General features: G+C 67.7%; 20 protein-coding genes. 13 read left to right on the forward strand and 7 right to left on the reverse strand.

All coding sequences use genetic code 11. The features are described from left to right. The 4 genes from asnB to HWY37_RS03710 are packed head-to-tail and all read left to right on the forward strand — an operon-like array spanning position 1 to position 5,335. The gene (gene asnB, locus HWY37_RS03695) at positions 1 to 1,932 is read left to right on the forward strand and encodes an asparagine synthase (glutamine-hydrolyzing) (protein WP_176087882.1); all 1,932 of its coding nucleotides are present in this window, start codon (positions 1 to 3) and stop codon (positions 1,930 to 1,932) included. 3 nt (positions 1,933 to 1,935) lie between these two features. Further along, complete coding sequence (locus tag HWY37_RS03700; RefSeq protein WP_176087883.1) at positions 1,936 to 3,051, forward strand: glycosyltransferase family 4 protein; 1,116 nt, start codon at positions 1,936 to 1,938, stop codon at positions 3,049 to 3,051. Continuing rightward, a complete protein-coding gene (locus tag HWY37_RS03705) occupies positions 3,048 to 4,205 on the forward strand; it encodes a glycosyltransferase family 4 protein (RefSeq protein ID WP_176087884.1) in 1,158 nt (385 codons plus the stop codon). The genes HWY37_RS03700 and HWY37_RS03705 overlap by 4 nt, the downstream gene beginning before the upstream one ends. Then, positions 4,202 to 5,335, forward strand: a complete 1,134-nt coding sequence (locus tag HWY37_RS03710; RefSeq protein ID WP_175207331.1) for a glycosyltransferase family 4 protein — start codon at positions 4,202 to 4,204, stop codon at positions 5,333 to 5,335. Before HWY37_RS03705 ends, HWY37_RS03710 begins: the two co-directional genes overlap by 4 nt. Before the next feature lie 40 nt (positions 5,336 to 5,375). Here the strand turns inward: HWY37_RS03710 and pgi are convergent, their stop codons facing one another. Both pgi and HWY37_RS03720 read right to left on the reverse strand, forming a co-directional pair. Further along, positions 5,376 to 6,929, reverse strand: coding sequence for a glucose-6-phosphate isomerase (gene pgi, locus HWY37_RS03715; protein WP_175207330.1), 1,554 nt, complete (start codon positions 6,927 to 6,929; stop codon positions 5,376 to 5,378). 7 nt (positions 6,930 to 6,936) lie between these two features. Next, positions 6,937 to 8,328: a phosphomannomutase/phosphoglucomutase gene (locus HWY37_RS03720; protein ID WP_175207329.1), complete on the reverse strand. Its 1,392-nt coding sequence runs from the start codon at positions 8,326 to 8,328 to the stop codon at positions 6,937 to 6,939. 335 nt (positions 8,329 to 8,663) lie between these two features. Here HWY37_RS03720 and HWY37_RS03725 point away from each other — a divergent pair, with 335 nt between their 5' ends. The 8 genes from HWY37_RS03725 (at position 8,664) to HWY37_RS03760 (ending at position 18,321) form a co-directional block, all read left to right on the forward strand. Beyond that, positions 8,664 to 9,299: a BPTD_3102 family carboxylase-like protein gene (locus HWY37_RS03725; RefSeq protein WP_175207328.1), complete on the forward strand. Its 636-nt coding sequence runs from the start codon at positions 8,664 to 8,666 to the stop codon at positions 9,297 to 9,299. A gap of 123 nt (positions 9,300 to 9,422) precedes the next feature. After that, the gene (locus HWY37_RS03730) at positions 9,423 to 10,838 is read left to right on the forward strand and encodes an FAD-binding oxidoreductase (RefSeq protein WP_175207327.1); all 1,416 of its coding nucleotides are present in this window, start codon (positions 9,423 to 9,425) and stop codon (positions 10,836 to 10,838) included. 35 nt (positions 10,839 to 10,873) lie between these two features. Further along, positions 10,874 to 11,590, forward strand: a complete 717-nt coding sequence (locus HWY37_RS03735) for a response regulator transcription factor (protein WP_175207326.1) — start codon at positions 10,874 to 10,876, stop codon at positions 11,588 to 11,590. Further along, a complete protein-coding gene (locus HWY37_RS03740) occupies positions 11,587 to 12,957 on the forward strand; it encodes a sensor histidine kinase (protein WP_175207325.1) in 1,371 nt (456 codons plus the stop codon). The genes HWY37_RS03735 and HWY37_RS03740 overlap by 4 nt, the downstream gene beginning before the upstream one ends. A 66-nt stretch (positions 12,958 to 13,023) precedes the next feature. Further along, a complete protein-coding gene (locus tag HWY37_RS03745) occupies positions 13,024 to 13,812 on the forward strand; it encodes a phosphatase PAP2 family protein (protein ID WP_246302172.1) in 789 nt (262 codons plus the stop codon). A 109-nt stretch (positions 13,813 to 13,921) separates the two neighbouring features. After that, complete coding sequence (locus HWY37_RS03750) at positions 13,922 to 14,650, forward strand: FadR/GntR family transcriptional regulator (protein WP_175207324.1); 729 nt, start codon at positions 13,922 to 13,924, stop codon at positions 14,648 to 14,650. A 152-nt stretch (positions 14,651 to 14,802) separates the two neighbouring features. Then, positions 14,803 to 16,698, forward strand: a complete 1,896-nt coding sequence (locus HWY37_RS03755; RefSeq protein WP_176087885.1) for an LTA synthase family protein — start codon at positions 14,803 to 14,805, stop codon at positions 16,696 to 16,698. A gap of 705 nt (positions 16,699 to 17,403) precedes the next feature. Then, a complete protein-coding gene (locus HWY37_RS03760; RefSeq protein WP_175207383.1) occupies positions 17,404 to 18,321 on the forward strand; it encodes an acyltransferase in 918 nt (305 codons plus the stop codon). On the opposite strand, the gene fahA is transcribed toward HWY37_RS03760, so the two are convergent. Beyond that, positions 18,318 to 19,634 (reverse strand): fumarylacetoacetase, encoded by a 1,317-nt coding sequence (fahA, locus tag HWY37_RS03765; RefSeq protein ID WP_175207322.1) that lies wholly within the window; start codon positions 19,632 to 19,634, stop codon positions 18,318 to 18,320. The two genes, HWY37_RS03760 and fahA, sit on opposite strands and share 4 nt — an antisense overlap. Before the next feature lie 125 nt (positions 19,635 to 19,759). After that, positions 19,760 to 21,058, reverse strand: a complete 1,299-nt coding sequence (gene hmgA / locus HWY37_RS03770; protein ID WP_175207321.1) for a homogentisate 1,2-dioxygenase — start codon at positions 21,056 to 21,058, stop codon at positions 19,760 to 19,762. A 169-nt stretch (positions 21,059 to 21,227) separates the two neighbouring features. Between hmgA and HWY37_RS03775 the strand changes: the two genes are divergently transcribed. Next, positions 21,228 to 22,136 (forward strand): LysR family transcriptional regulator, encoded by a 909-nt coding sequence (locus HWY37_RS03775; RefSeq protein WP_176087886.1) that lies wholly within the window; start codon positions 21,228 to 21,230, stop codon positions 22,134 to 22,136. A gap of 6 nt (positions 22,137 to 22,142) precedes the next feature. Here HWY37_RS03775 and HWY37_RS03780 read toward each other — a convergent pair whose 3' ends face one another. The 3 genes from HWY37_RS03780 to HWY37_RS03790 all read right to left on the reverse strand — a co-directional run bounded on the left by HWY37_RS03780 (position 22,143) and on the right by HWY37_RS03790 (position 25,092). Beyond that, positions 22,143 to 22,337, reverse strand: coding sequence for a DUF2783 domain-containing protein (locus HWY37_RS03780; RefSeq protein WP_054451956.1), 195 nt, complete (start codon positions 22,335 to 22,337; stop codon positions 22,143 to 22,145). Between the two features lie 19 nt (positions 22,338 to 22,356). Then, positions 22,357 to 24,027, reverse strand: a complete 1,671-nt coding sequence (locus HWY37_RS03785; RefSeq protein ID WP_176087887.1) for an FAD-dependent oxidoreductase — start codon at positions 24,025 to 24,027, stop codon at positions 22,357 to 22,359. Positions 24,028 to 24,138: 111 nt separating this feature from the next. After that, positions 24,139 to 25,092 carry an MBL fold metallo-hydrolase gene (locus HWY37_RS03790; RefSeq protein WP_176087888.1) on the reverse strand — a complete coding sequence of 318 codons (954 nt, stop codon included), beginning with the start codon at positions 25,090 to 25,092 and terminating at the stop codon, positions 24,139 to 24,141. Positions 25,093 to 25,116 lie beyond the last annotated feature (24 nt).

Below are 25,116 nucleotides of genomic sequence, written 5' to 3' on the forward strand. Positions count from 1 at the left end.
ATGTGCGGAATAGTCGGGATTTGGGGCCCTATCGGGAACAAGGCGCAGGTGCTGGCGGAAAGCTGCCGCCGCATTCGTCACCGCGGGCCCGACAGCAACGGCTTCTGGGAAGACAGCGAGGCCGAACTAGCGCTGGCGCACGTGCGCCTGGCGATCCTCGACCTGACCGAAGCGGGCCATCAGCCCATGATCTCGGCCTGCGGCCGTTACGTCATGGTGTTCAACGGCGAAATCTACAACCACCTGGACATCCGCAAGCAGCTCGAAGAATCGGCGCTGGCGCCGTCCTGGCGCGGCCATTCGGACACGGAAACCCTGCTGGCGGGCTTCACCGCGCTGGGCATCGAGGCCACCTTGCAAGCCGCGGTGGGCATGTTCGCCATCGCGCTGTGGGACCGCGCCTCGCGCAAGCTGGTGCTGGCGCGCGACCGCATGGGCGAGAAGCCGCTGTACTACGGCTATTCGGGCGCCGAGCTGGTGTTCGCATCCGAACTCAAGGGCCTGACGCCGATTCCGGGATTCGGCCGCGAACTGAACCGCAATGCGCTGGCCTCGTTCATGCGGCACAACTACATCCCGGCGCCGCAATCCATCTACCAGGGCATCGCCAAGCTGCCGCCGGGCACCTGGGTCGAATTCACGGCCGATGACACCCGCAGCCGCCGCATGCCCGAGCCGCGCGTGTACTGGTCGGCGCGCGAGGCCGCCGATACGTCGGCGCAGTCGCTGCTGTCGTTCGAATCCGACGCGCAAGCCACCGACGCGCTGGAAGGCGTGCTGTCCAAGGCGGTCGGCGGCCAGATGCTGTCGGACGTGAGCCTGGGCGCCTTCCTGTCGGGCGGCATCGACTCGTCCACCATCGTGGCGCTGATGCAGGCGCAGAGCTCGCAGCCCGTGCGTACCTTCGCCATCGGCTTCCACGAGAAAGGCTACGACGAGGCGCAGCACGCCAAGGCCGTGGCCACGCACCTGGGCACCGACCACACCGAGCTGTACGTGACGGCGGAGGATGCGCTGGCCGTGGTGCCGTCGCTGGCCGACATGTATGACGAACCGTTCGCGGATTCTTCGCAGATTCCGACCTCCCTGGTCACGCGCATGGCCCGTCAGCACGTCACGGTGGCCTTGTCCGGCGACGGCGGCGACGAGCTCTTCGGCGGCTATTCGCGCTATTTCCGCGTGAACAACTGGTGGCAGCAATGCGAGCGCGTGCCCGGCTTGCTGCGCAAGCCGGCGGGCGCGCTGCTCAGCGCGTCCACGCACCTGCCCGGACGCGGCGCCTGGCGCGGCAAGGTCGGCAAGCTGGGAGAGCTGCTGCGGGCCGACTCGCGCGGCGAGTTCTACCGCCTTTTCGTGTCGTACTGGTCCGATCCGGCCAGCGTCGTGAAGGGCGGGGTGGAGCCCGTGTCCGAATTTGCGCGGGCGATGCAAGGTTCCACCTTCGAGGCCATGATGAAGCTGGACACGGTGACCTACCTGCCGGACGACATCCTGGTCAAGGTGGACCGCGCCGCCATGGCCGTCAGCCTGGAAACGCGCGTGCCGCTGATCGACCACCGCGTCTATGAATTCGCCTGGAGCCTGCCGCACCAGTACAAGGTGCGCGGCAATACGGGCAAGTGGCTGCTGCGCCAGGTGCTGCATCGCCACGTGCCGCAGGCGCTGGTTGACCGTCCCAAGCGCGGCTTCGCCGTGCCGCTGGCCGCGTGGCTGCGCGGCCCCTTGCGCGAATGGGCCGATGCGCTGCTGGACCCGTCGCGCCTGCGCCAGGAGGGGTGGTTCGAACCCGAACCCATCCTGCGCAAATGGCGCGAGCACACCTCCGGCCATCGCAATTGGGACAGCCACCTCTGGGGTGTGCTGATGATGCAGGCCTGGCTGGACCGTTATCGCGATGCCGGTCATCAGGAGGGATCGGTTGGGAGTCTTTGACGCATGAAGATATTGATGCTGGTCAGTTCCATGCACGCGGGCGGTGCCGAACGGGTCGCCGCGACGCTGGTCAACGCATGGGCCGAGCGTGGGGATAGGGTCACCTTGACTCCCACCTACTCGTCCAAGGGAACCTGCTTCTATCCGCTCTCGGACAAGGTCGAGCTGAAGTGGCTGGCGGATCTGGCGGGAACGCGCGCGTCGGGCCCGATGGCCGCGTTCAAGCGCCTGCTGGCGCTGCGCCGGCACATCCGCGAGTCCAAGCCGGACGTGGTGGTGTCCTTCCTGACTAACGTCAACGTGGCAGCGATCCTGGCCACCCGCGGCCTGGGCGTGCCGCTCATCGTCTGCGAGCGCACCAATCCGGTGGCCGAGACCACCACGGGCCAGGTATGGCGCAGGCTGCGCCGCGTCCTGTACCCGCGCGCCGACATGGTGACGGTGCAGGCGGAAGACACCGCCGGTCCGTTCGCGCGCCAGGTGCCCGGGATCAAGCGCCTGGCCGTCATTCCCAACCCCTTGCCCGCCCCGCTGCTGGACGCGCCGATGGTGCCGCAGCGTGAAGACGGCGGCCCGCGCGAGCTGCTGGCGATGGGACGCCTGGTCACCGACAAGCAATTCGACCTGCTGATCGACGTCTTCGCGCAACTGGCGCCCGATTTCCCGGATTGGAACCTGCGCATCTGGGGCGAAGGCCCCGAACGCGGCGCGCTGGAGCAGCAGATCGCGCGCCTGGGCCTGCAATCGCGGGTGAGCCTGCCCGGGCGCACCGAGGCGCCGTGGGAAGAACTCGCGCGCGGGCAGGCTTTCGTGCTGAGTTCGCTGGTCGAAGGCTTTCCCAATGTGCTGCTGGAGGCCATGTCTCTGGGCTTGCCCAGCGTGGCATTCGACTGCCCCAGCGGGCCGCGCGAAATGACGCGCAATGGCGAGGATGCCTTGCTGGTGCCGGCCGGCAACCGCGAGGCGTTGCGCGATGCCCTGCGCCGGGTGCTGTCGGACCCGTCCTTGCGGCGGCAGCTGGGCGCGCGCGGCGCGGCCGCGGTGCGGCAGCGCTATGCGCTGGCCAGCGTGCTGATGGAATGGGACGAATTGTTCGACGCCGTGCGGGAGGAGCGATGAACGCCCGGACGTTGAAGATTCTGCATGTCATCACCGGCCTGGGGCAGGGCGGCGCGGAGTCCGTGCTGTTCCGCCTGGCCACCTATCCGGACGCGGGCGTGGAGCACATCGTCGTGTCGCTGACCGACGAGGGCATCTACGGCGAGCGCCTGCGCGCCGCCGGCGTGACCGTGCATGCCCTGGGCATGGCGCGCGGGCGCGTCAGCCTGGGCGGATTCATGGCCCTGCGCGGGCTGATCTCCCGTACGCGCCCGGACGCGGTGCAGACCTGGATGTACCACGCCGACCTAATCGGCGGCGTGGCGGCCCGGCTGGCGGGCGTGCGCGCCATAGCCTGGGGCATCCGCAATTCCGGCGAACATCTCGAACGCAGCAGCCGTTCGGCGCGCATGGTGTTGCGCGCGTGCGCGCTGTTGTCGGGCCGCGTGCCCAAGGCCATCGTGTGCGCGGCCCAGAAGGCGGCCGACCGCCATGCGGACAAAGGCTATGAGCGCGGGCGCATGGTGGTGATTCCCAATGGCTACGACCTGTCGCGCTATGCGCCCGATAGCGAGGCGCGCGCGCGCGTGCGCGCGCAATGGGGCTTGCAGGAAGACGCGCCGGTGATCGGCTGCGTGGCCCGCTGGGACCCTTTGAAGGACCACGCCAATCTGCTGCGCGCCGTCGCCGCGCTGGTGCGCGACGGGCGCGATGCCGGCCTGCGCTGCGTGCTGATAGGCCGCGGCATGGATGCGGACAATGCCGAGCTTGGCGCACTGATCGACAAGCTGGACCTGCGCGACCGGCTGGTGCTGGCCGGACCCAGCGATGACGTGCCCGCGGCCATGAATGGCCTGGACCTGCACGTGCTGTCCAGCTGCGCGGAGGGCTTTCCGAACGTGGTGGCCGAGGCCATGGCCTGCGGCGCCTACTGCGTCGTGACGGACGTGGGCGACGCGGCCTACATCGTCGGCGACACCGGCGTGGTGGTGCCGCCCGAGCAATCCGAAGCGCTGGCTCGAGGCATCGAAATGGCCTTGCGCGAGGTGGCCTCGCGCGGCCGTGCGCGCGCGGGCGAGGCGGGCCGCGCCCGCGTGCTGGAGCTCTTCGACCTCAAGCGCATGGTGCAGGCTTACATCGCGGTATGGCGCCGCATTTCTGGAGTGCAAGCATGAGCGCCGGGCGCCGTCTGCTGTTCGTGGTCAACAATCCGGCCTTTTTCATGTCGCATCGGGTGCCGGTGGCGCTGGCTGCGCAGCGCGCGGGCTATGAGGTCCATGTGGCCACGATGGATGGGCCGGCCGTGGCCGATATCCAGGCGTTGGGCATGACGCACCACGCCATCCCGATGACGCGCAGCGGCAAGCATCCCTTGCAGGAATTGGGCACGCTGCTGGCGCTGATACGCCTGTTCCGCCGGCTGCGGCCGGACATCGTGCACCTGGTCACGATCAAACCGGTGCTTTATGGCGGCATCGCCGCGCGCCTGACGCGCGTGCCCGGCATGGTCGCGGCGATTTCCGGGCTGGGCTTCGTGTTCCTGTCCAATTCGCTGAAGATGAAGCTGGTGCGCGCCGTGGTGGCGCGCCTGTACCGGTTGGCGCTGGGCCATCCCAACAGCCGCGTGATTTTCCAGAATGGCAGCGACCGCGACCTGCTCAAGTCGCTGGGCGCGGTGCGCGATGCCCAGGTCGTGATGATCCGCGGCGCAGGCGTGGACCTCAACGAGTACCGGGCCCAGCCTGAACCGCCCGCGCCGCCGGTCGTGGTCACCATGGTGGCGCGACTGCTGCGCGACAAGGGCGTGCAGGAATTCGTGCAAGCGGCAAGGCTGCTGCGCGAGCGCGGCCTGCCCGTGACGATGCAGCTGGTGGGTGGCGTGGATGCGGGCAATCCGGCTTCGGCGACGCAGGCCGAGGTGGACGCCTGGCAGCGCGAGGGCTGCGTACTCGCGTTGGGCGAGCGTTCGGACGTGGCGGCGCTGTACGCGGCATCGCATATCGCCGTGCTGCCGTCCTATCGTGAAGGCCTGCCCAAGTCGCTGATCGAGGCCGCGGCCTGCGCGCGCGCGGTGGTAACCACGGACGTGCCGGGTTGCCGTGACGCGATCGAGCCCGGAGAGACGGGTTTGCTGGTGCCCGTGCGGGACGCGCAGGCGTTGGCGGATGCCATCGCCCGCCTGGCCGAGGACGCAGCATTGCGGCAGCGCATGGGTGCGGCGGGCAGGACGCTGGCCGAGCGCGAGTTCAACATCGAGCGGGTCGCGCGCGTCCAGGTGGAACTTTACGACGCGCTCAGCGCCTGAGGCGCGCGGGGCCAGCGTTGTCAGGCGCTGGCCGCGCTTCTCAATGGCGGCGCGCGATGGCGTCGATCCAGAAGCGGGTGGAGGGGTCCTGCTGGCTGGCCTGCGGCGAATTCAGTTCGTGCATGATGCCTTTGGCCAACGCCTTGCCGAACTCCACGCCCCATTGATCGAAGGGATTGATGCCCCAGATCACGCCCTGCGTGAACACCTTGTGTTCGTACAGCGCCAGCAGCGCGCCCAGCGTGTAGGCCTCCAGGCGCGGCAGCACGATGAGCGAAGAGGGGCGGCCGCCCGGATGGACGCGGTGCTGCGCCAGCAGCCGTGCGCGTGCCGGATCGCGTTCGGTGGCGGAGGTTTCGGCCAGCGCTTCCTCGAAGGACTTGCCGCGCAGCAGTGCCGAACGCTGCGCCAGGCAATTGGCGATCAGCAGCTCGTGATGGCGCGCGTAGGCATGGTCGGGCTGTTCGCACAGGATGAAGTCGACGGGCGCGCCCGCCGTGTCCTGATGCAGCCACTGGAAGAAGGTGTGCTGGCAGTCGGTGCCCGACATGCCCCAGACCGCGGGGCCGGTGGGCACGCCAGCCGGGCTGCCATCGGCCGTGGCAACCTTGCCCAGCGATTCCATTTCCAACTGCTGTGCCCACGGCACGATGTGATAAAGCCGTGAATCGTAGGGCGCGATCACCAGGGAGTCATAGCCCAGCACGCTGCGGTTCACGACGCCGGCCAGCGCCAGCTGCACGGGCGCGTTCTCATGGAGGGGCGCGTTGCGGAAATGCTCGTCCATGGCGGCCGCGCCAGCCAGCAATTGGTCGAAGGTGTCCGTGCCCAATGCCAGCGCTACCGGCAGTCCGATAGCCGACCAGAGCGAATAGCGGCCGCCCACCCAGTCCCATATCTGGAAAATGTGGTCGGGCAGGATGCCCAGGTTCAAGGCCGCCTCGACGTTGGCGGTGACCGCCACGACTTGCCTGATAGGGTCCGCCACGCCCGCTTCGCGCAGCCAGTTCATGGCGACTTCGGCGTTGGCCAGCGGTTCGGTGGTGGTGAACGATTTGGAGGCGACGATGACCAGGGTGTCGTGCGGATCCAGCCGGCTCATCGCATCCGCCACGGAGTGCGAGTCCACGTTGGAGGCGAAGCGCACTTCGCGCTTGGCGCCGCCGTGGCGCAGCGCGCGCGTCACCAAGCGAGGCCCCCAGTCGCTGCCGCCTATGCCCAGGTGCAGCACGCAGCCATAGCGTCCGGCGGCGTCAGCCTGGCGGACGAATTCGCGCATGCGTTCGCGTTCTGCCAGGACAGCCTTGGCGACCCGGGCCGGTGGCGCGGGCGCCCTCAGGGCCGTGTGCCAGGCGGCGCGCTCTTCGGTCCAGTTGGCGTTGCCGCCGTCGAACAGCCGGGCCCGCGCCGCGTCGAATCCCTGTTGCTCCAGCAGCGCGGCCTCGGCCTCTTGCAGGGCCGGCGAATACGCCTGCGCGCTCAGGTCCAGGCGCAGCCCCGGGGCATTGATGAGGCGCAACTGCTCGCCGCGCCGCGGAGCGGCATTGGTCGCCGCGATGAACTGTTGCCAGGCTGGGCTGTGCGATAAAGACATAGGCAATCTAGAAAGGCAGGGTGGCTTGCGGCGCGAGCTTGTTCAATTCGCGCCGGAAGTCGGCTTGTATGCGTTCCAGCGCCTCGGGCGTTTGCGCTTCGAAGCGCAGCACGACGACGGGAGTGGTGTTCGAGGGGCGGGCCAGGCCGAAGCCGTCCGGATATTCCGCGCGCACGCCATCGATGGTGATCACGCGCTGAGCGCCAGGGAATTGGCCCTGGTCTTGCAAGGCCTGGACCAGGGTGAAGGGCTGGCCTTCTTCCATCTCCAGCTTCAGTTCCGGCGTGGAAACGTCCTGCGGCAAGGCTTCCAGCATGGCGCAAGGGTCGGCCGCGCGCGACACGATCTCCAGCAGGCGGGCACCTGTATAGAGCCCGTCGTCAAAGCCATACCAGCGTTCCTTGAAGAAGATGTGGCCGCTCATTTCGCCGGCCAGGGGCGCGCCGGTCTCTGCCAGTTTGGCCTTCACCAGCGAATGCCCCGTCTTCCACATCAGCGGGACGCCGCCGGCGGCCTCGACCGACAGGCCTACGTGGCGGCTGCATTTCACGTCATAGATGATGGTGGCGCCAGGGTTGCGGTCAAGCACGTCGCGGGCGAACAGCACCAGCTGGCGGTCCGGCCAGACGATCTGGCCGGATTTGGTGACCACGCCCAGGCGGTCGCCGTCGCCGTCGAAGGCCAGGCCGAGTTCGCAGTCGGTCTCGGCCACGCACTTGATCAGGTCTTGCAGGTTCTTGGGTTCCGCGGGGTCGGGGTGGTGGTTGGGGAACGTGCCGTCCACTTCGCAGAACAGTTCGGTGACTTCGCAGCCCAGCGCGCGGAACAGCGCGGGCGCGACGGCGCCGGCCACGCCGTTGCCGCAGTCGATCGCGATCTTCATGGGGCGCGCCAGCTTGATGCCGGACGCGACGCGCGCGATGTAGGAAGCCACCAGGTCCAGCTGCCGGCGCACGCCGGGCCGCGCCGCCGGCGCGGAAGCGGCGCCGTTCATGCTGGCGGCCAGCGCCTGCACGTCCTCGCCGTAGAGCGCGCGGCCGCCCATCATCATCTTGAAGCCGTTGTACTTGGGCGGGTTGTGGCTGCCGGTAATGGCTACCCCCGAGCCGCTCTGCATGACGTTGGCGGCGAAATAGACCAGGGGCGTGGGCACCATGCCGATGTCCAGGGTGTCGACGCCGCCTTCCAGCATGCCTTCCTGCAGCGCCACCGACAGCATTTCGCTGCTCAGGCGGCCGTCGCGGCCCACCACCAGCGTCTGCACGCCCTGTTCGCGCGCGCGGGCGGCCAGCGCCACGCCCAAGGCGCGGGCGAAGCGGGCGTCGATCAAGTCCGGCACGGTGCCGCGGATGTCATAGGCCTTGAACACCGAGCCCGGAAATTGCGTGTTGTTGCCCACGGCGCTTCCTAGATGAGAGATTGCAGTTTGGGTTCTGGCAGCGGTTCCTGGTAAACCCGCATATCAAAACGCCTCTGGCTGGGGATTAAACCGGAATTATCCTCCATTGGCGCTGCTCCTTCATCCGGCAGACGGAGTAGGGCGTTTTCCGCTTGCGCGCCGCGCAAGGCCATGCGCCCTGATCTGGTGCGTGCGCCCGGGCGGCCGCGCCTTGTTCTGGTGCGGTAAACCCCAGCGCCCCAGGGGCTTGCCCTGGAGCCAGCGCATGGCATAAAACTTGCTCGTCGTCCGAAGGTGATACGCTTGCTATGCAAGCAGAAAGACCGGGAGGGGCCATGGGCGCCAAAGTTTCTACTGTCATGTCATCCAGGGGCGCCTCAAACCGGCGAGGCCCGCCCACGGATCACGCCGGCCCGGCCGCGGGCCGCGAACGCCGGCTCGACATCCACGTCTTCGTCTCCGAATCCGGCAGCCTGGCCACCGGCCGCGCCTGGGAGCGCTGCGTCTGGCGCGATGCCCGCGTCCTGATCGCCGAATGCCCGGCGCCGCAATTGCCGGTTTCCGTGGAAAGCGCATTGCGCATCGTCGCCGCCGACGTGGCACGGGACCGCGGCTGGCAGGGCATGGGCACGGTGGCTTTTGCGCTGGATGACCGCAGCGGCGTGTTCCGGGTGCTCGACGCGCAGGCGCAGGCGCATACGGATTCGGGCACGGCCGTGGACGACTGCGATCCCGTCGCCGCCCATGCGCTGGAATTGCGCATCGACGGCTGCGTGGACCGCCGCCTGCCGTGCACGCGGCTGCTGGTATGCGGCGCCACGCGCGGCGAGGTCCTGCGTCGCGCGTATCGCGCCTTGTCCGAGATGCCCGGACCCGCGGGCGTGGACCGCGCATTCCTGATGAACCGCATCGCCTCGCGGGCCTATTGCTCGGGCCTGACCGGCGCCCGGCTGGACCAGGCGGTCGGCTAGCGCTGGCGCGCCGGCGGGCTGCGCATGCCTGCCGCGCCGCAATCCTGGGCATTTCAGCCCCTACAATAGGCCGCATATCCCTAGGGCGCCTGGGCATGGCCAGGCCTTACTTGTGCGGCATATATGACCTTGCTGAGCGATCTACAGTCCCTTCTGGGCGCTTCCCACGTGCTGACGGGCGCGGACGCCGACACCTATGTGCTGGATTGGCGCCGCCGCTACCGGGGCGCCGCGCTGGCGGTGATCCGCCCCGGCTCGACCGCGCAAGTGGCGGCGGCCGTCAAGCTGTGCGCCCGGCATGGCGTGCCGGTAGTGCCGCAGGGCGGCAATACCGGACTGTGCGGCGGCGCCACGCCCGACGGCTCCGGCAGCGCCGTGATCCTGTCCACGACCCGCCTGACCGCGGTACGCGCGCTGGATACCGACAACGATACGATCACGGTGGAAGCGGGCTGCGTGCTTCAGGCCGTGCAGGAAGCCGCCGCGCAGGCTGGCCGGCTGTTTCCGTTGAGCCTGGCCGCCGAGGGCAGTTGCACCATCGGCGGCAACCTGGCCACCAACGCCGGCGGCACGCAGGTGCTGCGCTACGGCAATACGCGCGAGTTGACGCTGGGCCTGGAGGTCGTGACCGCGGAAGGCGAGATCTGGAACGGCCTGCGCGGCCTGCGCAAGGACAATACCGGCTACGACCTGCGGGATCTTTACATCGGCAGCGAAGGCACGCTGGGCATCATCACCGCCGCCACGCTCAAGCTGTTTCCACGGCCGGTGGCTTCATGCACAGCGCTGCTGACGCTGGACGGCATCGACCAGGCCGTGGAGCTGCTGTCGCGCGCGCGCTCGGGCTTCGGCGCCGCGCTGACCGGCTTCGAGCTCATGAGCGGCGCCTGCCTGCAGTCGGTCGTGCGCCTGTTCCCGCAGCAGCGCCTGCCGTTCGAGGGCGAGTCCGCCGCGTCGCCGTGGTTCGCCCTGCTGGAGCTGTCCGACAGCGAAAGCGAGGCGCATGCGCGCGAGCGCTTCGAGGCCGTGCTGGGCGAGGCTCTCGAGAGCGGGCTGGTGAGCGACGCGGCCATCGCCGCCAACGTGGCGCAGAGCAAGGCGTTGTGGCATCTGCGCGAGAGCATCCCCTTGGCCGAGGCCGAGCTGGGCAAGTCCGTCAAGCATGACGTGGCGATCCCGATCTCAGGCATTGCGGGCTTTGTGCACCAGACCAATGCCTTGCTGCAAGCGCGCTTTCCGGGCGTGCGGCACGTGATCTTCGGCCATCTGGGCGATGGCAACCTGCATTACAACGTCGCCCATGCGCCGGGCCAGACCGAGGCCGAACTGCTGGCGCTGCAAGGCGATATCTACGGCGTGGTGCATGACAGCGTGCACGCCCACAACGGTTCGATCAGCGCCGAACATGGCGTGGGCCAGCTCAAGCTCGACGAGCTGCCGCGCTACAAGAGCGCCGTCGAACTGGACCTGATGCGCAGGATCAAGCGCGCGCTGGACCCGCAAGGGCTGATGAACCCGGGCAAGGTGCTGCGGCCCTAGGCCGGCGCGCCCGTACAACACGGAGAGCCGCAACCATGGCAACCAGTTCCGCCCCAGGCGCGAATTGCAGAGTGTTGATCGCCGAGGACGATCCCGTCATCTCCGGCAATCTTTATACCTTTCTCGAGGCGCGCGGCTTCCTGCCCGATGTCGCCTACTCGGGCCCCGCCGCGCTGGAGCGCCTGAAGGAACAGCGCTTCGATGCCCTGATCCTGGACATCGGCCTGCCGGGCATGGACGGCAACGCCGTGCTGCACACGCTGCGCAACGAGAGGCGGGTGGACGTGCCGGTACTGGTGCTGACCGCGCGCGACAGCCTGGAAGACAAGCTGGCCGGCTTTTCGCATGGCGCCGATGACTACCTGACCAAGCCCTTCGCCCTGCTCGAAGTCGAGGCGCGCCTGATTGCGCTGATCCAGCGCGCCAAGCGGAACACGGTGGATTGCGTGCGGGCCTTCGGCCCGCTGTCCTACGACACCCGCAGCCGCGCCGTGTCCGTCAACGGCAGTCCCGTGCATCTCACGCGCAAGGCGGGCCTCATCATCGAGGCGTTGCTGCGCGATCCCGGCAGAGTGGTGTCGCGGGAAGAGCTGGAGTCCACCTTGTGGGGCAACGAGCCGCCGTCCTCGGACGCGCTGCGCAGCCAGGTCCACCTGTTGCGCCGCGCGCTGGCCGATGCCGGGTTCGATGGCATCGAGACCGTCCACGGGACCGGCTGGCGCCTGTCGCTGGAAGGCGGGGCGGTGCGATGACCGGCGTTGCCTCAACGCCGGCCGGCGGCACCCTGACCCAGCGCGTGGTGTGGGCGCTGACCGGAACCGTGGCGCTGTTCGTGACGGCGTTGGCCTTGCTGGCCTATCTGACCTTCGACCAGATGGAAGACGATCTGGTCAACGACATCCTGAACACCGAAATGGACCGGCTGGTGCAGCACGCGCGTGTCAGCGACGGCTTCCTGCCGCGCGACGGCGTGCGCGAGTTGGGAGGCTCCATGCGCGCCTGGGTCAGCGTGGACGGCAAGCGGCCTCCGGGCATGCCCCAGGAGATCGAGTCGCTGGAAAGCGGCCTGCATCTGGTCGAGCCGGGCGCCTATACCTGGCACGTGATGGTGGCCGAGACGGGGCGCGGCAAGGTGTACCTGCTGTACGACGCTACCGAGAACGAAGGGCGGGTGCATGACTTCGGCCTGATCGTGCTGGGCGTGGGCGCCATCTGCGTGGTGGGCGCCTATGCCTTGTCGCGGCGCGTGGCCGCCGTGGCGGTCGGCCCGTTGCTGGATCTGACCGACCGGCTGGCGACCTGGGCGCCGGGCTCGCCCGATATGGCGGTGACGCGCGACGACGAGGCGGGCCGGCTGATAGAGGCCTTCAACCGGGTGCAGAACCAGGTGGACAGGTCGATCGCCCGCGAGCGCGAGTTCGCCGGCAACCTCAGCCACGAGGTGCGCACACCCTTGGCCGCGATCCGCTCGGACAGCGAATTGATGTTGCTGACCCAGCAACTGACCCCGGACCAGCGCCAGCGCCTGACCCGGGTTGTGGACAACGTGGACGACGTGATCGTGTCGCTGGAGAGCGCGCGGTCCATGGCGCGGGACGAGTTGCGCGCGCCGGAACCCGTCGACATCGCCGAGTGCATGGACAACGCCTGGCGCGGCTACGAAGCCCAGGCGGGCTTGGCGGGCCTGGATTTTGAAAACCGGATCGATGCCGGCCTGGTCCGTTCGCTGGACCGCTACGCCCTGTTGACCGTGCTGCGCAACCTGATCCGCAACGCGGTGGAACATGCCGCGCCGGCGACGCTGACGGCCAGCATTGCGGCCGACGGGGCCTTGGAATTGCGCGATGATGGCAAGGGTATCGCCGCCGACGATCTGCCATTCCTGTTCCGCCGCTATTACAGCGGCCGCATGCGGGACTCGGGGGCGGGCAGCCCCGATGAAACGGCGCGCGGTTTGGGGCTGGCGATCGCCAAGCGCGTATGCGACATGCAGGGCTGGTCGCTGACGGTCGATTCCTCGCAGCAGGGCGAGTCGCGCGGCACGCGCTTCACGCTGCGTTTCGAGGCCGACGAGAGCCAGGCGACGGCCATGGCTGGCAGGGCGCAAGGCCAAATTTGACGAAAGTTCGACTGTGGGCGGCATAAAGTCCTTGTTTGCCTGACGGACCAGCCTGTCGCCCCAATCATGCCGCCTTTATCGCCGCCCGCGCTGCGCAAGCCGACGCCGGCCTCCTACCTGTTCAGCCATGTGCTTGCGGTCACGCTGGCGCTGGCCTGCCTGGCCTGGTGGGCCAATGCTTCGGGGCTGGACCTGCGCATCGCACGGGCGCTGTTCGATCCGGCTCTGGATGATTTTCCGCTGCGCTTGAACCGCTGGCTGGACCTGATCGGCCATCGCATGGTGCTGGCCCTGCCCATCGGGATAGGACTTGCCGCCGTGGGCGTGGCGGCGGCGAGCTATCGCATCCCGGCCTGGCGGCCGTGGCGCGGACCGGCGCTGGCGCTGGCGGCGACCTGCCTGACCGGGCAGGTGCTGGTGAACCAGCTGAAGCATTACACGACGCTGCCCCGTCCCTATGACCTGGATTCCCTGGGCGGCTACACGCCCTATCCGTTGCACTGGTGGACCTGGGTGCGGGCGCAGGCGGGCGGCGCCTTGCCCAGCGGCCATGCCGGCGCGGGCTATTCGATGTTGACCCTGTATTTCGTCGGCTGGGCGCTGGGGCGTCCCGCCTGGCGCTGGGGCGGGCTGGCGCTGGGGATCGCGGCCGGCGTGGGTTTTTCCGTGGTGCGCATTCTCCAAGGCGCCCACTTCCTGAGCCAGACGCTCTGGTCCGCGACCTTGCTCTGGTTCCTGGCCGCATTGTTTTTCTATCCGCTCATCGTGGCCCGTCCTGCTGACGGAGGGCCTAGCCGGAAGTCGCGGAACGCCCTGGGAACGCCCGCCAAGCCTGGCGAAAACGTCGGCGTGTAGGACGCCGCTGGCGTCATTGCTGGCGCGCAAGCTCGCGGCCGGCCCCAAGTACAATGGGCGCCGACGCTCGACCCTCGGGCCGAGCTCAACCGCTTTCGGATAATTCCTGATGAACGCTCCCGCCGATTCTCCCGTCACGCCGCGGCGTCGTCCCCGGAACCTGGCTCAGGGTCTGGTCGACAGCATCACGGAACGCATCCGCGGCGGTGAAATCCGGCCCGGCGACAAGCTGCCGACCGAGTCCGAGATCATGCGGGAGTTCGGCGTCAGCCGCACCGTGGTGCGCGAGGCGCTGTCCCGGCTGCAGGCATCGGGCCTGGTCGAGACCCACCACGGCGTGGGCACCTATGCGCTGGAACCCAGTGGTGGCAACGACTTCCGCGTGGATCCCGCCGATATCGCCACCGTGCGCGATGTGCTGGTGCTGCTGGAATTGCGCATCTGCCTGGAAAGCGAGGCCGCGAGCCTGGCCGCGGCCCGGCGCAACCAGGCGCAGCTGCATGAGATGCGGCGCGCGTTGGATGCTTTCCGGAGCGCGCTGGACACCAGCGGCGATACGGTCACGCCGGATTTCCAATTCCATCTGCTGGTTGCCCAAGCCACGGGCAACCGCTATTTCGCGGATCTCATGTCGCATCTGGGGTCTGCCATCATTCCGCGCACCCGCATCAATTCCGCGAAATTCGCTCACGAGGATCGCGCCGCCTACCTGGAACGCGTGAACCTGGAGCACGAGGACATCTACGGCGCCATCCTGCGCCAGGATGCGGAGGCCGCGCGCGCGGCCATGCGCACGCATCTGAGCAACAGCCGCGAGCGCCTGCGGCGCGCCCAGTAGCGCTGCGGCCGGCCGGTGCCCCACGCGCAAAACCGCGTTAACCTTTGCGCGTTTTCATCTTTCGGACGACGAGGCGGCATGGCTCTGCTCGGCACATACGGCGGCATCTTTTCATCTGAGCGGGTCTTCCCGCGCCAGCGGAGGGCCGTCGCATGCGCCGTCTGACGCTAAGGTTCATTATTGCCATCCTGGCGCTGCTGACGCTGTCGCGCCTGAGCCTGGCCTTCTGGATGTGGGACCGGGTGGAGGCGGCCGGCGGGTTGGCGCCGCTGCTGCTGGGCGGGCTGCGCATCGATGTCTGCCTGCTGTCCATGGTGATCGCGCTGCCGGCGGTGTTCTCGCCCTGGTTTGGGCACAGGCCGCTGGCGGCCCGCATCACGGCCTGGTGGTTCCGCGTCTGGTGGATGCTGTATGTGCTGCTGGAAGTTTCCACGCCGCAGTTCATCGCGGAGTACGACACCCGGCCCAACCGGCTCTATTTCATCTATCTGCTCAACCCGAAGGAAGTCGGTTCGATGCTGTGGCAGGGCTACAAGGGCGTGCTGCTGGCGGCCTTCGTGGTGCTGGCGCTGGCGGCCTGGTTGTCGGTCCGGCTGTTCCCCTCGCGCGTGCGCGATCCCTTCATGTCGTGGTGGAAGCGGCCGGTGGCCTCGTTCGTGATCCTGGCGCTGGTGGTCCTGGGCGCGCGCGGCACGCTGGAACACCGTCCGATCAATCCGGCCAAGGTCGCCTACAGTTCCGATTCCATGGTCAATGCGCTGGCGCTGAATTCGCTGTACAGCGTGTTCGACGCGGCCTACCGGATGCGCGACGAGCGTTCATCGGCGGCGATGTATCCGAAGATGGCCGTGGACCAGATGAACGCCATCGTGCGCGAGACGGCGGGGCTGACCGGCGCGCCGCTGGATCCGCGCTATCCCAGCCTGCATGAGCAGAAGGCCACGGTGCGCCGGGACAAGCCGCTGAACGTGGTGATCATCCTGCAGGAGAGTCTGGGCGCGCAGTATGTGGGCAGTCTGGGCGGACGCGACCTGACGCCCAATATCGACAGGCTGGGCAAGGAGGGCTGGATGTTCCATCGGGCCTATGCGACGGGCACGCGCTCGGTGCGGGGCATCGAGGCGGTCACGGCGGGTTTCCTGCCCAGCGTGGCCGACGCGGTGGTGAAGTTGCCGCGTTCGCAGACGGGCTTCTTCACGTTGGCGCAGGTGCTGCGCAAGCATGGCTTCCATTCGCGCTTCGTCTACGGCGGGGAGTCGCACTTCGACAATATGCGGGCGTTCTTCCTGGGCAATGGTTTCGACGAGGTCGTGGACCGGCCGAAGTTCGTGAATCCGGTGTTCGAGGGTTCCTGGGGGGCGTCGGACGAAGACATGTTCAACCAGGTGGACCGGCTGCTGCGCGCGGATGGCGACAAGCCGGTGTTCACCCTGGCTTTCTCGGTGTCCAACCATTCGCCTTGGGAGTATCCGGAAGGGCGCATCAAGCCTGTGGGCGATCCGGCGACGGTGGACAACACGGTGCGCTATGCGGACTGGGCGCTGGGGCAGTTCTTCGACAAGGCGCGCCAGGCGCCTTACTGGGACAACACGGTATTCCTGGTGATCGCGGACCATGATTCGCGCGTTTATGGCTCCATTCCCGTGCCGGTGCGGCATTTCCAGATTCCTGCGTTGATCCTGGGGGCGGGCATCGCGCCGCGGCAGGACGAGCGGCTAGTGAGCCAGATCGACATGGCGCCGACCTTGCTGTCGCTGATCGGGCTGGACAACGTGAATCCGATGCTGGGCGCGGATCTGACGCAGCGGGATCCGAACCGGGCGATGATGCAGTACGCGGATAATTTCGGGTATCTGCGGGGGGATCAGCTGCTGGTGCTGGAGCCTTCCAAGGCGCCGCGGCAGTTCCGGTATGAGGCGGCGCCTGTGGGGCGGGATGAGGTTTATGCGCCGGTGGAGCCGTTGGATGCGGGGCTTTCTGATGTGGCGTTGGCGCATGGCTTGTGGGCTAGTTGGGCTTATCGGGAAGAGCGGTATCGGTTGCCTTGATGCGGTTCTTAAGGCGCTTGGGGCGTCGGGGGCCTGGGGCGCGCGGGGCAACGATTGCGGTCCGGAGCCTTCGCTCCGGACTTCCCCTGCGTCATCTTCGTCACCGCCTTTGGCGGTTCCTTCAGATTCCCTCGGGCTTATCGAACGCCCCGCGCGCCCCAGGCCCCCGACGCCCCAAGCTCCAGTGTTTGAAACTTGACGGTTGCCGGGGCGAGTCGTGTGCTTGGCATTCTTGGCGCTAGCGGGGTGTGGTGGAGGGGCTTGTGGGGCCCGTTTCATGAGGCCGCCCGGACGGCCTCATGAAACATACGTGGTGTCTTGCGGTGGCCGATGCCGCTGCGCGTGGGGGCGGGGTTGATTCTGCGCAAGTTGGGATTTTGTTGAAGGTAGGAAACTGGGGATATGACTATTTCTGAATCGTCTTTGGGGGAGGTTCGCGCTGCTGCTACAGCTACCGCTGCTACCTCTACAGCCTCCGCCGTCGCTACAGCTACAACCCCTGCTGGGGCCACAGCAACAACAACTGCTGCTGCCTCTATCCCCCCTGCCGTCGCCATAGCTACAGCCTCTGCTGCCGCTGCAAATACTGCTCCTGCTGCTTCTAGTGCGGCTGCTACTGCCGCTGCTGCCACGGCTACTGCTGCTGCCGGCGCTGAATCAAACACTCTTTCTTCCAAGGATTCCGTTCGGCGCCGCGTGCTGCCCTTGCCGCGCGGGCGGTTCGGATGGGTGACGGGTGTCGTCAGTACCGTCTGGCTGGCGGCCAGCACGGTGTTCTGGTGCTTGCTGCTGTTTCCGCTGGCCTTGTTGAAGCTGCTGCTGCCGTTCGCGGCGGTCAGGAGGGGGATCGATCCGGTGCTCAATGCCATCGCGACGGCCTGGGTGTCGTGCAATGCGGGGTGGCTGGCGAGGATCCAGGATGTTGCCTGGGACGTGCAGGGCAATGCGGGGCTGCGTTACGCGGACTGGTATCTGGTCAATTGCAATCACCAGTCATGGGTGGATATCTTCGTGCTGCAGCAGTCGTTGAACCGGCGCATTCCGTTGCTGAAGTTCTTCCTGAAGCAGCAGCTGATCTATGTGCCGGTGATCGGGCTGGCCTGGTGGGCGCTGGATTTTCCGTTCATGAAGCGCCATGGCAAGGCGGCGCTGCGGCGCAATCCGGATCTGGGGCGGCAGGACCAGGAAACGGCGCGGCGGGCTTGCGCGAAGTTTTCGCTGGTGCCGACCAGCGTGATGGTGTTTGCGGAGGGCACGCGCTTCAGTCCTGCCAAGCGCGATGCGCAGGGGGCGCCGTACCGTCATCTGCTAAAGCCCAAGGCGGGCGGGCTGGCGGTGGCCTTGAATGCGATGGGCAAGCGGTTTCGCTCGATGGTGGACGTGACGATCGTCTATCCGGATGGCGCGCCCAGTTTCTGGGATCTGGCCTGCGGCCGCGCCGGGCGGGTGCTGGTGCGCATGCGGCAGTTGCCGGTGCCGCCGGAGTTCTGCGAGGGCGACTACTCCGGCGACAAGGCTTTCCGCACGACCTTTCATCACTGGCTGGGCCAGCAGTGGCAGGCCAAGGACGATGAGATCGAGGCGTTGACGGCGCCCGCCAGGGCGGACGCCGACGCGGTTTAGGCGCGGGCCGGCAGGACCGTGCCGGAGCATGCGCCGAAACCGATGCGCGGATAGCCAGCCTTCACGCATTCGGCGCGGATGATGACCTGGTCGCCATCCTGCAGGAACGTGCGCTTTTCGCCCCAGGGCAGGTCGATCGCCTGCTTGCCGCCGTTGCTCAGTTCGAGCAGCGAGCCGGCTTCCGAGGGTTGCGGGCCGGACAGGGTGCCGGTGCCCAGCATGTCGCCCGGTTGCAGGTTGCAGCCGTTGACGGTGTGGTGCGTGATCAGCTGGGCCACGTTCCAGTAGGCGTCTCGGAAGTTGCTGCGCGACAGGAAGGCGGGCGGCTGCTTGTCGGCGCGCGATTTCTCGGTGGTCAGCAGCACTTCCATCTGCACGTCGAAGGCGCCCTTGGCGCGGTTGGCGTCGGAGGCCAGGTAGGGCAGGGGCTGAGGCTCGCCGGCGCCGCGGATCCACTGCGTGCGGAACGGCTCCAGCGCTTCCATGGTGACGATCCAGGGCGAGATCGTGGAGGCGAAGTTCTTGGAGAGGAAGGGGCCCAGGGGCTGGTATTCCCAGGCCTGGATGTCGCGCGCGGACCAGTCGTTCAGGATGCACAGGCCGAACACGTGCGAATCGGCTTCGGCCAGCGGGATGCGGTCGCCCTGGGCGTTGCCGGAGCCGACGAAGATGCCCAGTTCCAGTTCGTAGTCCAGGCGGGCGCAGGGACCGAATTGCGGCGCTTCGCCTTCATTGGCGGGGCGGGTCTGGCCCACGGGGCGGGGGAACTTCTGGTCCACGCCGATGCTGGAGGCGCGGCCGTGGTAGCCGATGGGCACCCACTTGTAGTTCGGCAGCAGGGGATTGTCGGGGCGGAATTGCTTGCCCACGGCGGTGGCGTGGTGCACCGAGATGTAGAAGTCGGTGTAGTCGCCGATGCGGGCGGGCGTGGTGTATTCGGCGTCGGCCTGGGCGACCAGCAGCGGCTCGACAGTGCCGCGCAGGGCGGCGCCTTCGCGTAGCGCGCGCGACAAGGCCAGGCGCAGGGCGCTCCAGTGGGCCTGGCCGAGGGCCATCAGGGCGTTCAGGCTGTCCGTGGCGCAGGCGGCCAGGGCTTCGGCGGCCGGGCCTTCGAAGGGCTGCTTGGCGGCCAGCGCGGCCAGGTCCAGGATCTGGTCGCCGATGGCCACGCCGGGGCGGAACGATTCCGTGGAGCCCTTGCGGCGGAAGGCGGCGTAGGGCAGGTTCTGCACCGGGAAATCCGACTCGCCGGTGTTGGCGCTGGCGATCCAGCTCTTCAGGGACGGGTCGTGGGTTTCATTGATGGTGGTCATGGCTGCGTGTCTCTTTCAGTGTGGTTATGCGGTGGCTGAGCGCAGGGCGCCGGAAAAAGCCAAATGCCAAGCGGCGATGAGCTTGCGCTCATCGCCGCGGGCGTGGAAAGCGGGGATATCCTGCGTCACGCCTTGCTGGGGTCGAAATGCTTGGCGATGCCCTGCCAGCACCGGTAGTAGTCGCCCTGCAATTCTACCGAGGCCAGCGCCTGCTCCGTGGGGCGGATGACGCGTCGCGTCTCGAACATGAACGCCATCGTGTCGCGGATGTAGTGGGCCGTGCTGGTGTCGGCGTGGGAGGCCTTCTCGAAGGTTTCGGCGTCGGGGCCGTGGCCGCTCATGCAGTTGTGCAGGCTGGCGCCGCCCGGCGCGAAACCTTCGGCCTTGGCGTCGTAGACGCCCTGTATCAGGCCCATGAATTCGCTGGCGATATTGCGGTGGAACCAGGGCGGACGGAAGGTGTTTTCCATGGCCAGGATGCGCGGCGGGAAGATCGCGAAGTCCATGTTGGCCGTGCCCGGGGTATCCGATGGCGCGGTCAGGACCGTGAAGATCGAGGGATCGGGATGGTCGTAGCTGATGGAGCCGATGGTGTTGAAGTTGCGCAGGTCGTACTTGTACGGGGCATGCGTGCCGTGCCAGGCCACCACGTCCAGCGGCGAATGCCCGATGGCCGCGCGCCAGAAGCCGCCGGTGAACTTGGCGATCAGTTCAAAGTCGCCTTCCAGGTCTTCGTACCAGGCCACTGGCGTCTTGAAGTCGCGGGCATTGGCCAGGCAGTTCGAGCCGATGGGGCCCAGTTCGGGCAGGCGCAAGGCCGCGCCGAAGTTTTCCAGCATGTAGCCGCGCGCGCTGCCGTCCAGCAGTTCCACACGGAAGCGCACGCCGCGCGGGATGACGGCGATTTCCAGCGGTTCCAGGTCGATCAGGCCGAGTTCCGTGGCCAGGCGCAGGCGGCCTTGCTGCGGCACCAGCAGCAGCTCGCCGTCGGCGTTGTAGAAGTAGCGTCCCTGCATCGAGCGGTTGGCCGCGTACAGATGGATGCCCACGCCGCCCTGCTCGTCGGGGCCGCCGTTGCCGCCCCAGGTCTTCACGCCTTCCAGGAAGTCGGTAGGGGCGGTGGGGATGGGTAGCGGGCTCCAGCGCAGCTGGTTCGGCGTCACGGGGCCATGGCCGAAGGCGCTTTGCCAGCCGGCGGCGCCATCAAAGGCCTCGAACGGCTTGTGCTGCGCGCCCGGGCGAATGCGGTAGAGCCAGGAGCGGCGGTTTTCGCTGCGCGGCGCGGTGAAGGCGGTACCGGACAGTTGTTCGGCGTACAGGCCGTAGGGGCATTGCTGGGGCGAATTGCGGCCCAGCGGCAGCGCGCCGGGCAGGGCCTCGGTGGCGCAATCGTTGCCGAAGCCGGTCTGGTATTGCAGTTCCATGGAATCCTCCTGGGCGGCGGCGCGGTGCTTGGCCGCGCGGCCTGATGCGGGTGGCCCGCAAGGAAGGGTTCCGCGGGGCCGATACGTCATTGTCGGAAAAAATCCCCGCTAAGGCTATGGGAATGCAAAAATAGAGACTATAAATTTTGTGAATAGTAGGGGGGTGAGCATGGCCGAGTTGCGCGACGTCGATCTGAATCTGCTGCTGCTCTTCCAGCACCTGCTGGAGGACCGCAACCTGTCGGCCGTGGCGCGGCGCATGGATTTGTCGCAACCCGCCGTCAGCAATGCGCTGCGCCGGCTGCGCGAAGCGTTTGGCGACGAGCTGTTCGTGCGCACCGCGCAGGGCATGCAGCCCACGCCGCGCGCGCAGCGCCTGGCCGGCCCCGTCAGCGAGGCGCTGACCGTGTTGTCGCAGGCCTTGAAGGATCAGGACGTGTTCGACGCCACGACTAGCACGCGCCGGTTCCGGGTGGCGATGACGGACGTGGGCGAAATCCACTTCATGCCGCGTCTGATGGAGGTCTGCGTGCAGGTGGCGCCGCTGGTGCGCATCGACTCCGTGCGGGTCCAGGGGGCGGATTTGCTGCGGGAGATGGAGGCGGGGCGCGTCGATCTGGCGATCGGCGCGTTCGATGAGATGGGGGCGGGCACGCTGCAGCGCATGCTGTTTCGCCAGGGCTACGCGACCCTGTTCCGGCAGGCCCATCCGACGGCGCACGCCGGCATGGGGCTCAAGGCGTTCCGCGCCGAGCGGCACCTCATCGTGTCGCGCGCCGCGCCCTATGGGCAGGTCAACCAGTCCATGGAACGCGCCGGCGTGGACCTGGCGGAGCACTTCAGCGTGCCGCATTTCTCGGCCGTGCCGTACATCGTCAGCGCGACCGACCTGCTGGCCACCGTGCCCGAAAAACTCGCTGCCAGCGCCGCGCCGCCGTTCGGCCTGCGCTACATGACGCCGCCGATAAGAGTGCCGGCGCTGCAGACCAATATGTACTGGCAGCGCCGGGTGGACCGCGATAGCGGCAACCAGTGGCTGCGCGCTTTGATCGTCAATACGTTCGCGGTCGGGGCGTGAGCGGAACTACGGCGCCACGGACGCCCGCGCCTGGCGCAGCGCTTCGCGCAACACCTCCATGTCGCCCAGGTGGTTGGCCAGCAGCAGGATCAGCGCCGCGTTGAGTTCCTGGCTCTGCTCGTTGGTGAGGTCGCGGTGAGTCTCGATCAGCGCTTCGTAGAAGTCGTCCGGCGAGACCAGGTTGGTTTCGGTAATCAGCATGATGAAGTGATCTCGAAGTTCAGGCCCGGCCCGTGGCGCGGTTGACGGCCGCAGTGACGGCAGCGGAGTCGAAGGCGCGCCAGCGGGCGGTGATGTGCTGGTCGGGGCGGATCAGGTAGGCCGTGCCGGCTTGCGCGTCATAGCGCTTGCCCAGGCAGCCTTCGCGGTCCGTGACGGCGGGCAGTTCCTTGGGCAGCGCGGACAGGTCGCACTGCGGGCTGGCCACCAGCACGGCCTTGACCGGCACGGGCGCCATGCGCAGGGCCTGCAGGGCAAGCAGCGTGTCGCGGCCGGGCAGGGCGTCGCCGCAGAACAGGGCCAGCACGAAATCGCCGTCCAGCTGCGCCAGCCACCAATCCTGCTCGTTCACGGGAGCGTCCAGTGCCACCGCGCCGGGCACCATGCGGCCGCTGAAGGCGTCCGCGTCCGGGGTGTTCAGCGGTGAACCCGCATAGGTTGCGGGCAGGGACAGGCGGCCGCTGTTGACCAGCGAGCGTGCGAAGGGATGGGTCTTGGCCAGATTCAGCACCGCATTGCGGAAGTTGCGGCTGATGTCGCTCTTGGGCGTGATGAAGTCGGTGGCGCGCGAGGAGTTCAGGATGTTCTCGTCGGCGGCGTACTCGCGTTCGGCGCTGTAGCTGTCGATCAGCGCCTCGGGCGCCTGGCCGGCCAGCACCAGCTTCAGTTTCCAGGCCAGGTTCTCCGCGTCCTGCACGCCGCTGTTGGCGCCGCGGGCGCCGAACGGCGACACGCGGTGGGCGGAGTCGCCTGCGAAGACGACGCGGCCATGGCGGAACTTGTCCATGCGTTCGCACGCGAAGGTATAGACGCTGACCCATTCCAGTTCGAAACGCGCGTCGGGGCCCAGCAGGGCGCGGATGCGCGGCAGCACGTTTTCCGGCTTGACCGCTTCGACAGGGTCGGCGTTCCAGCCCAGCTGGAAGTCGATGCGCCAGACGTTGTCGGGCTGGCGGTGCAGCAGCACGGACTGGTTGGGATGGAAGGGCGGGTCGAACCAGAACCAGCGTTCGGTCGGAAAGTCCGCCTGCATCTTGACGTCGGCGATCAGGAAGCGGTCGCGGAAGATGCGGCCGTGGCTTTCCTGGCCGATCAGCTTGCGCACCGGCGAACGCGCGCCGTCGCAGGCGATGAGCCAGTCGGCATGTAGCGCATAGGCGCCGTCGGGCGTCTCCACGTTCAGGACCACGCCGTCATCGCGCTGTTCCAGGCCGGCGACCTTGTTCTTCCAGCGCAGATCGATATTGGGTTCGTGCCGCGCCTGCTCGTACAGATAGCCTTCGGCGTAGTACTGCTGCAGGTTGATGAAGGCCGGGCGGCGGTGGCCGGGTTCGGGCAGCAGGTCGAAGCGCCAAACTTCCTGTTCGCGGAAGAAGACCTTGCCCACGTTCCACGACACGCCCTTGTCGATCATGCGCTGGCCCACGCCCAGGCGGTCCCAGATCTCCAGCGTGCGCTTGGAAAAACAGATGGCGCGGGAGCCGGTGGACAGGCGGAAGTCGTCGTCCAGCACCACCACGCGCACGCCCTGGCGGGCGAGATCCAGCGCCGTGGTCAGGCCGACCGGGCCGGCGCCCACCACCACCACCTGGTGCCGCGCCAGCGCGCTGGCAGCCTGGTCGGCGTGCTTTTCATAGGCGAATTCCATCGCCTGATAGTCGATGTCTCCCACGGTCGTCTCCTGTGTGGGTCATATTGTTTTTATGTCGCGAAGCCGCGCGCCGCCTTGCGGCGCGCGTTCCGGTTGCAGCGGAGCAGGGCCGCCTGGGGCGGCCTGCCGGGATCAGCCTTCCAGCTGCGCCCACATCTCCAGGTCGCGCTTGTCGGTCCAGATGCGCGGGTGGGTGTGGCCGGTGGCCTCGTCATAGGCGCGCGACACGTCGAACGGCATGCAGTGGTCGAAGATCACCCAGTCGCTGTAGCGCGGCTTCATGAAGTCGTAGACCTCGCGGTAGATGGTCTTCAGGTCCTTGCCTTCGGCCACGCCGCGGTTCACCGCGCCGTACAGGTCGGTCAGGAAGGCGCGCGTGCCGGCCAGGCCCTGGCGGACCTCGGTGGCGTTCTTCAGCGCGGGGCCGCGGCCCGGGACCATCTTCTCGGCTTCGAAGCCCGACAGCGCGTCCAGCGTGCTGGGCCAGTCGCGGAAATAGGCGTCGCCGCAGTAGGGGGTGGACTGGTATTCCACCAGGTCGCCCGCGAACAGGATTTTCTGCTCGGGCAGCCAGGCGATGGTGTCGCCCTTGGTGTGGCCGCGGCCCACCTGCAGCAGCTTGACTTCCAGGTTGCCCAGGTCGACGGTCATCTCGCCCTTGAACGTCATGGTCGGCCAGACCAGGCCCGGCGGGATCGATTCGGCGTTGCGGAACAGGCGCGGGAAGCGGCCGATCTCGCTGGCCTTGTCCTGCTCGCCGCGTTCGGCGATCAGGTCGTAGGTGTCGCGGCTGGCCAGGATTTCCTGGGCGTCGTAGGCCGACGCGCCGAACACGCGCACGGCGTGGTAGTGCGACAGCAGGATGTACTTGATGGGCTTGTCCGTGACTTCGCGGACGCGGCGGATCACGTCCTGGGCCATCACCGGGGTGGCCTGGGTGTCGACCACCATGACGGCCTCGTCGCCGATGATCACGCCCGAGTTGGGGTCGCCTTCGGCCGTGTAGGCATAGGCGTTGTCGGACAGTTTTTCGAACGAGACGACCTTGTCGTCCAGGTCGGCGTGCGAGGCGAATTGCTTGCTCATGGAGGCTCCTTCCACTTTTATAGG

Source organism: Achromobacter anxifer, from assembly GCF_903652925.1.
In the GTDB taxonomy this organism is placed as follows: Bacteria; Pseudomonadota; Gammaproteobacteria; order Burkholderiales; family Burkholderiaceae_B; genus Achromobacter; species Achromobacter anxifer.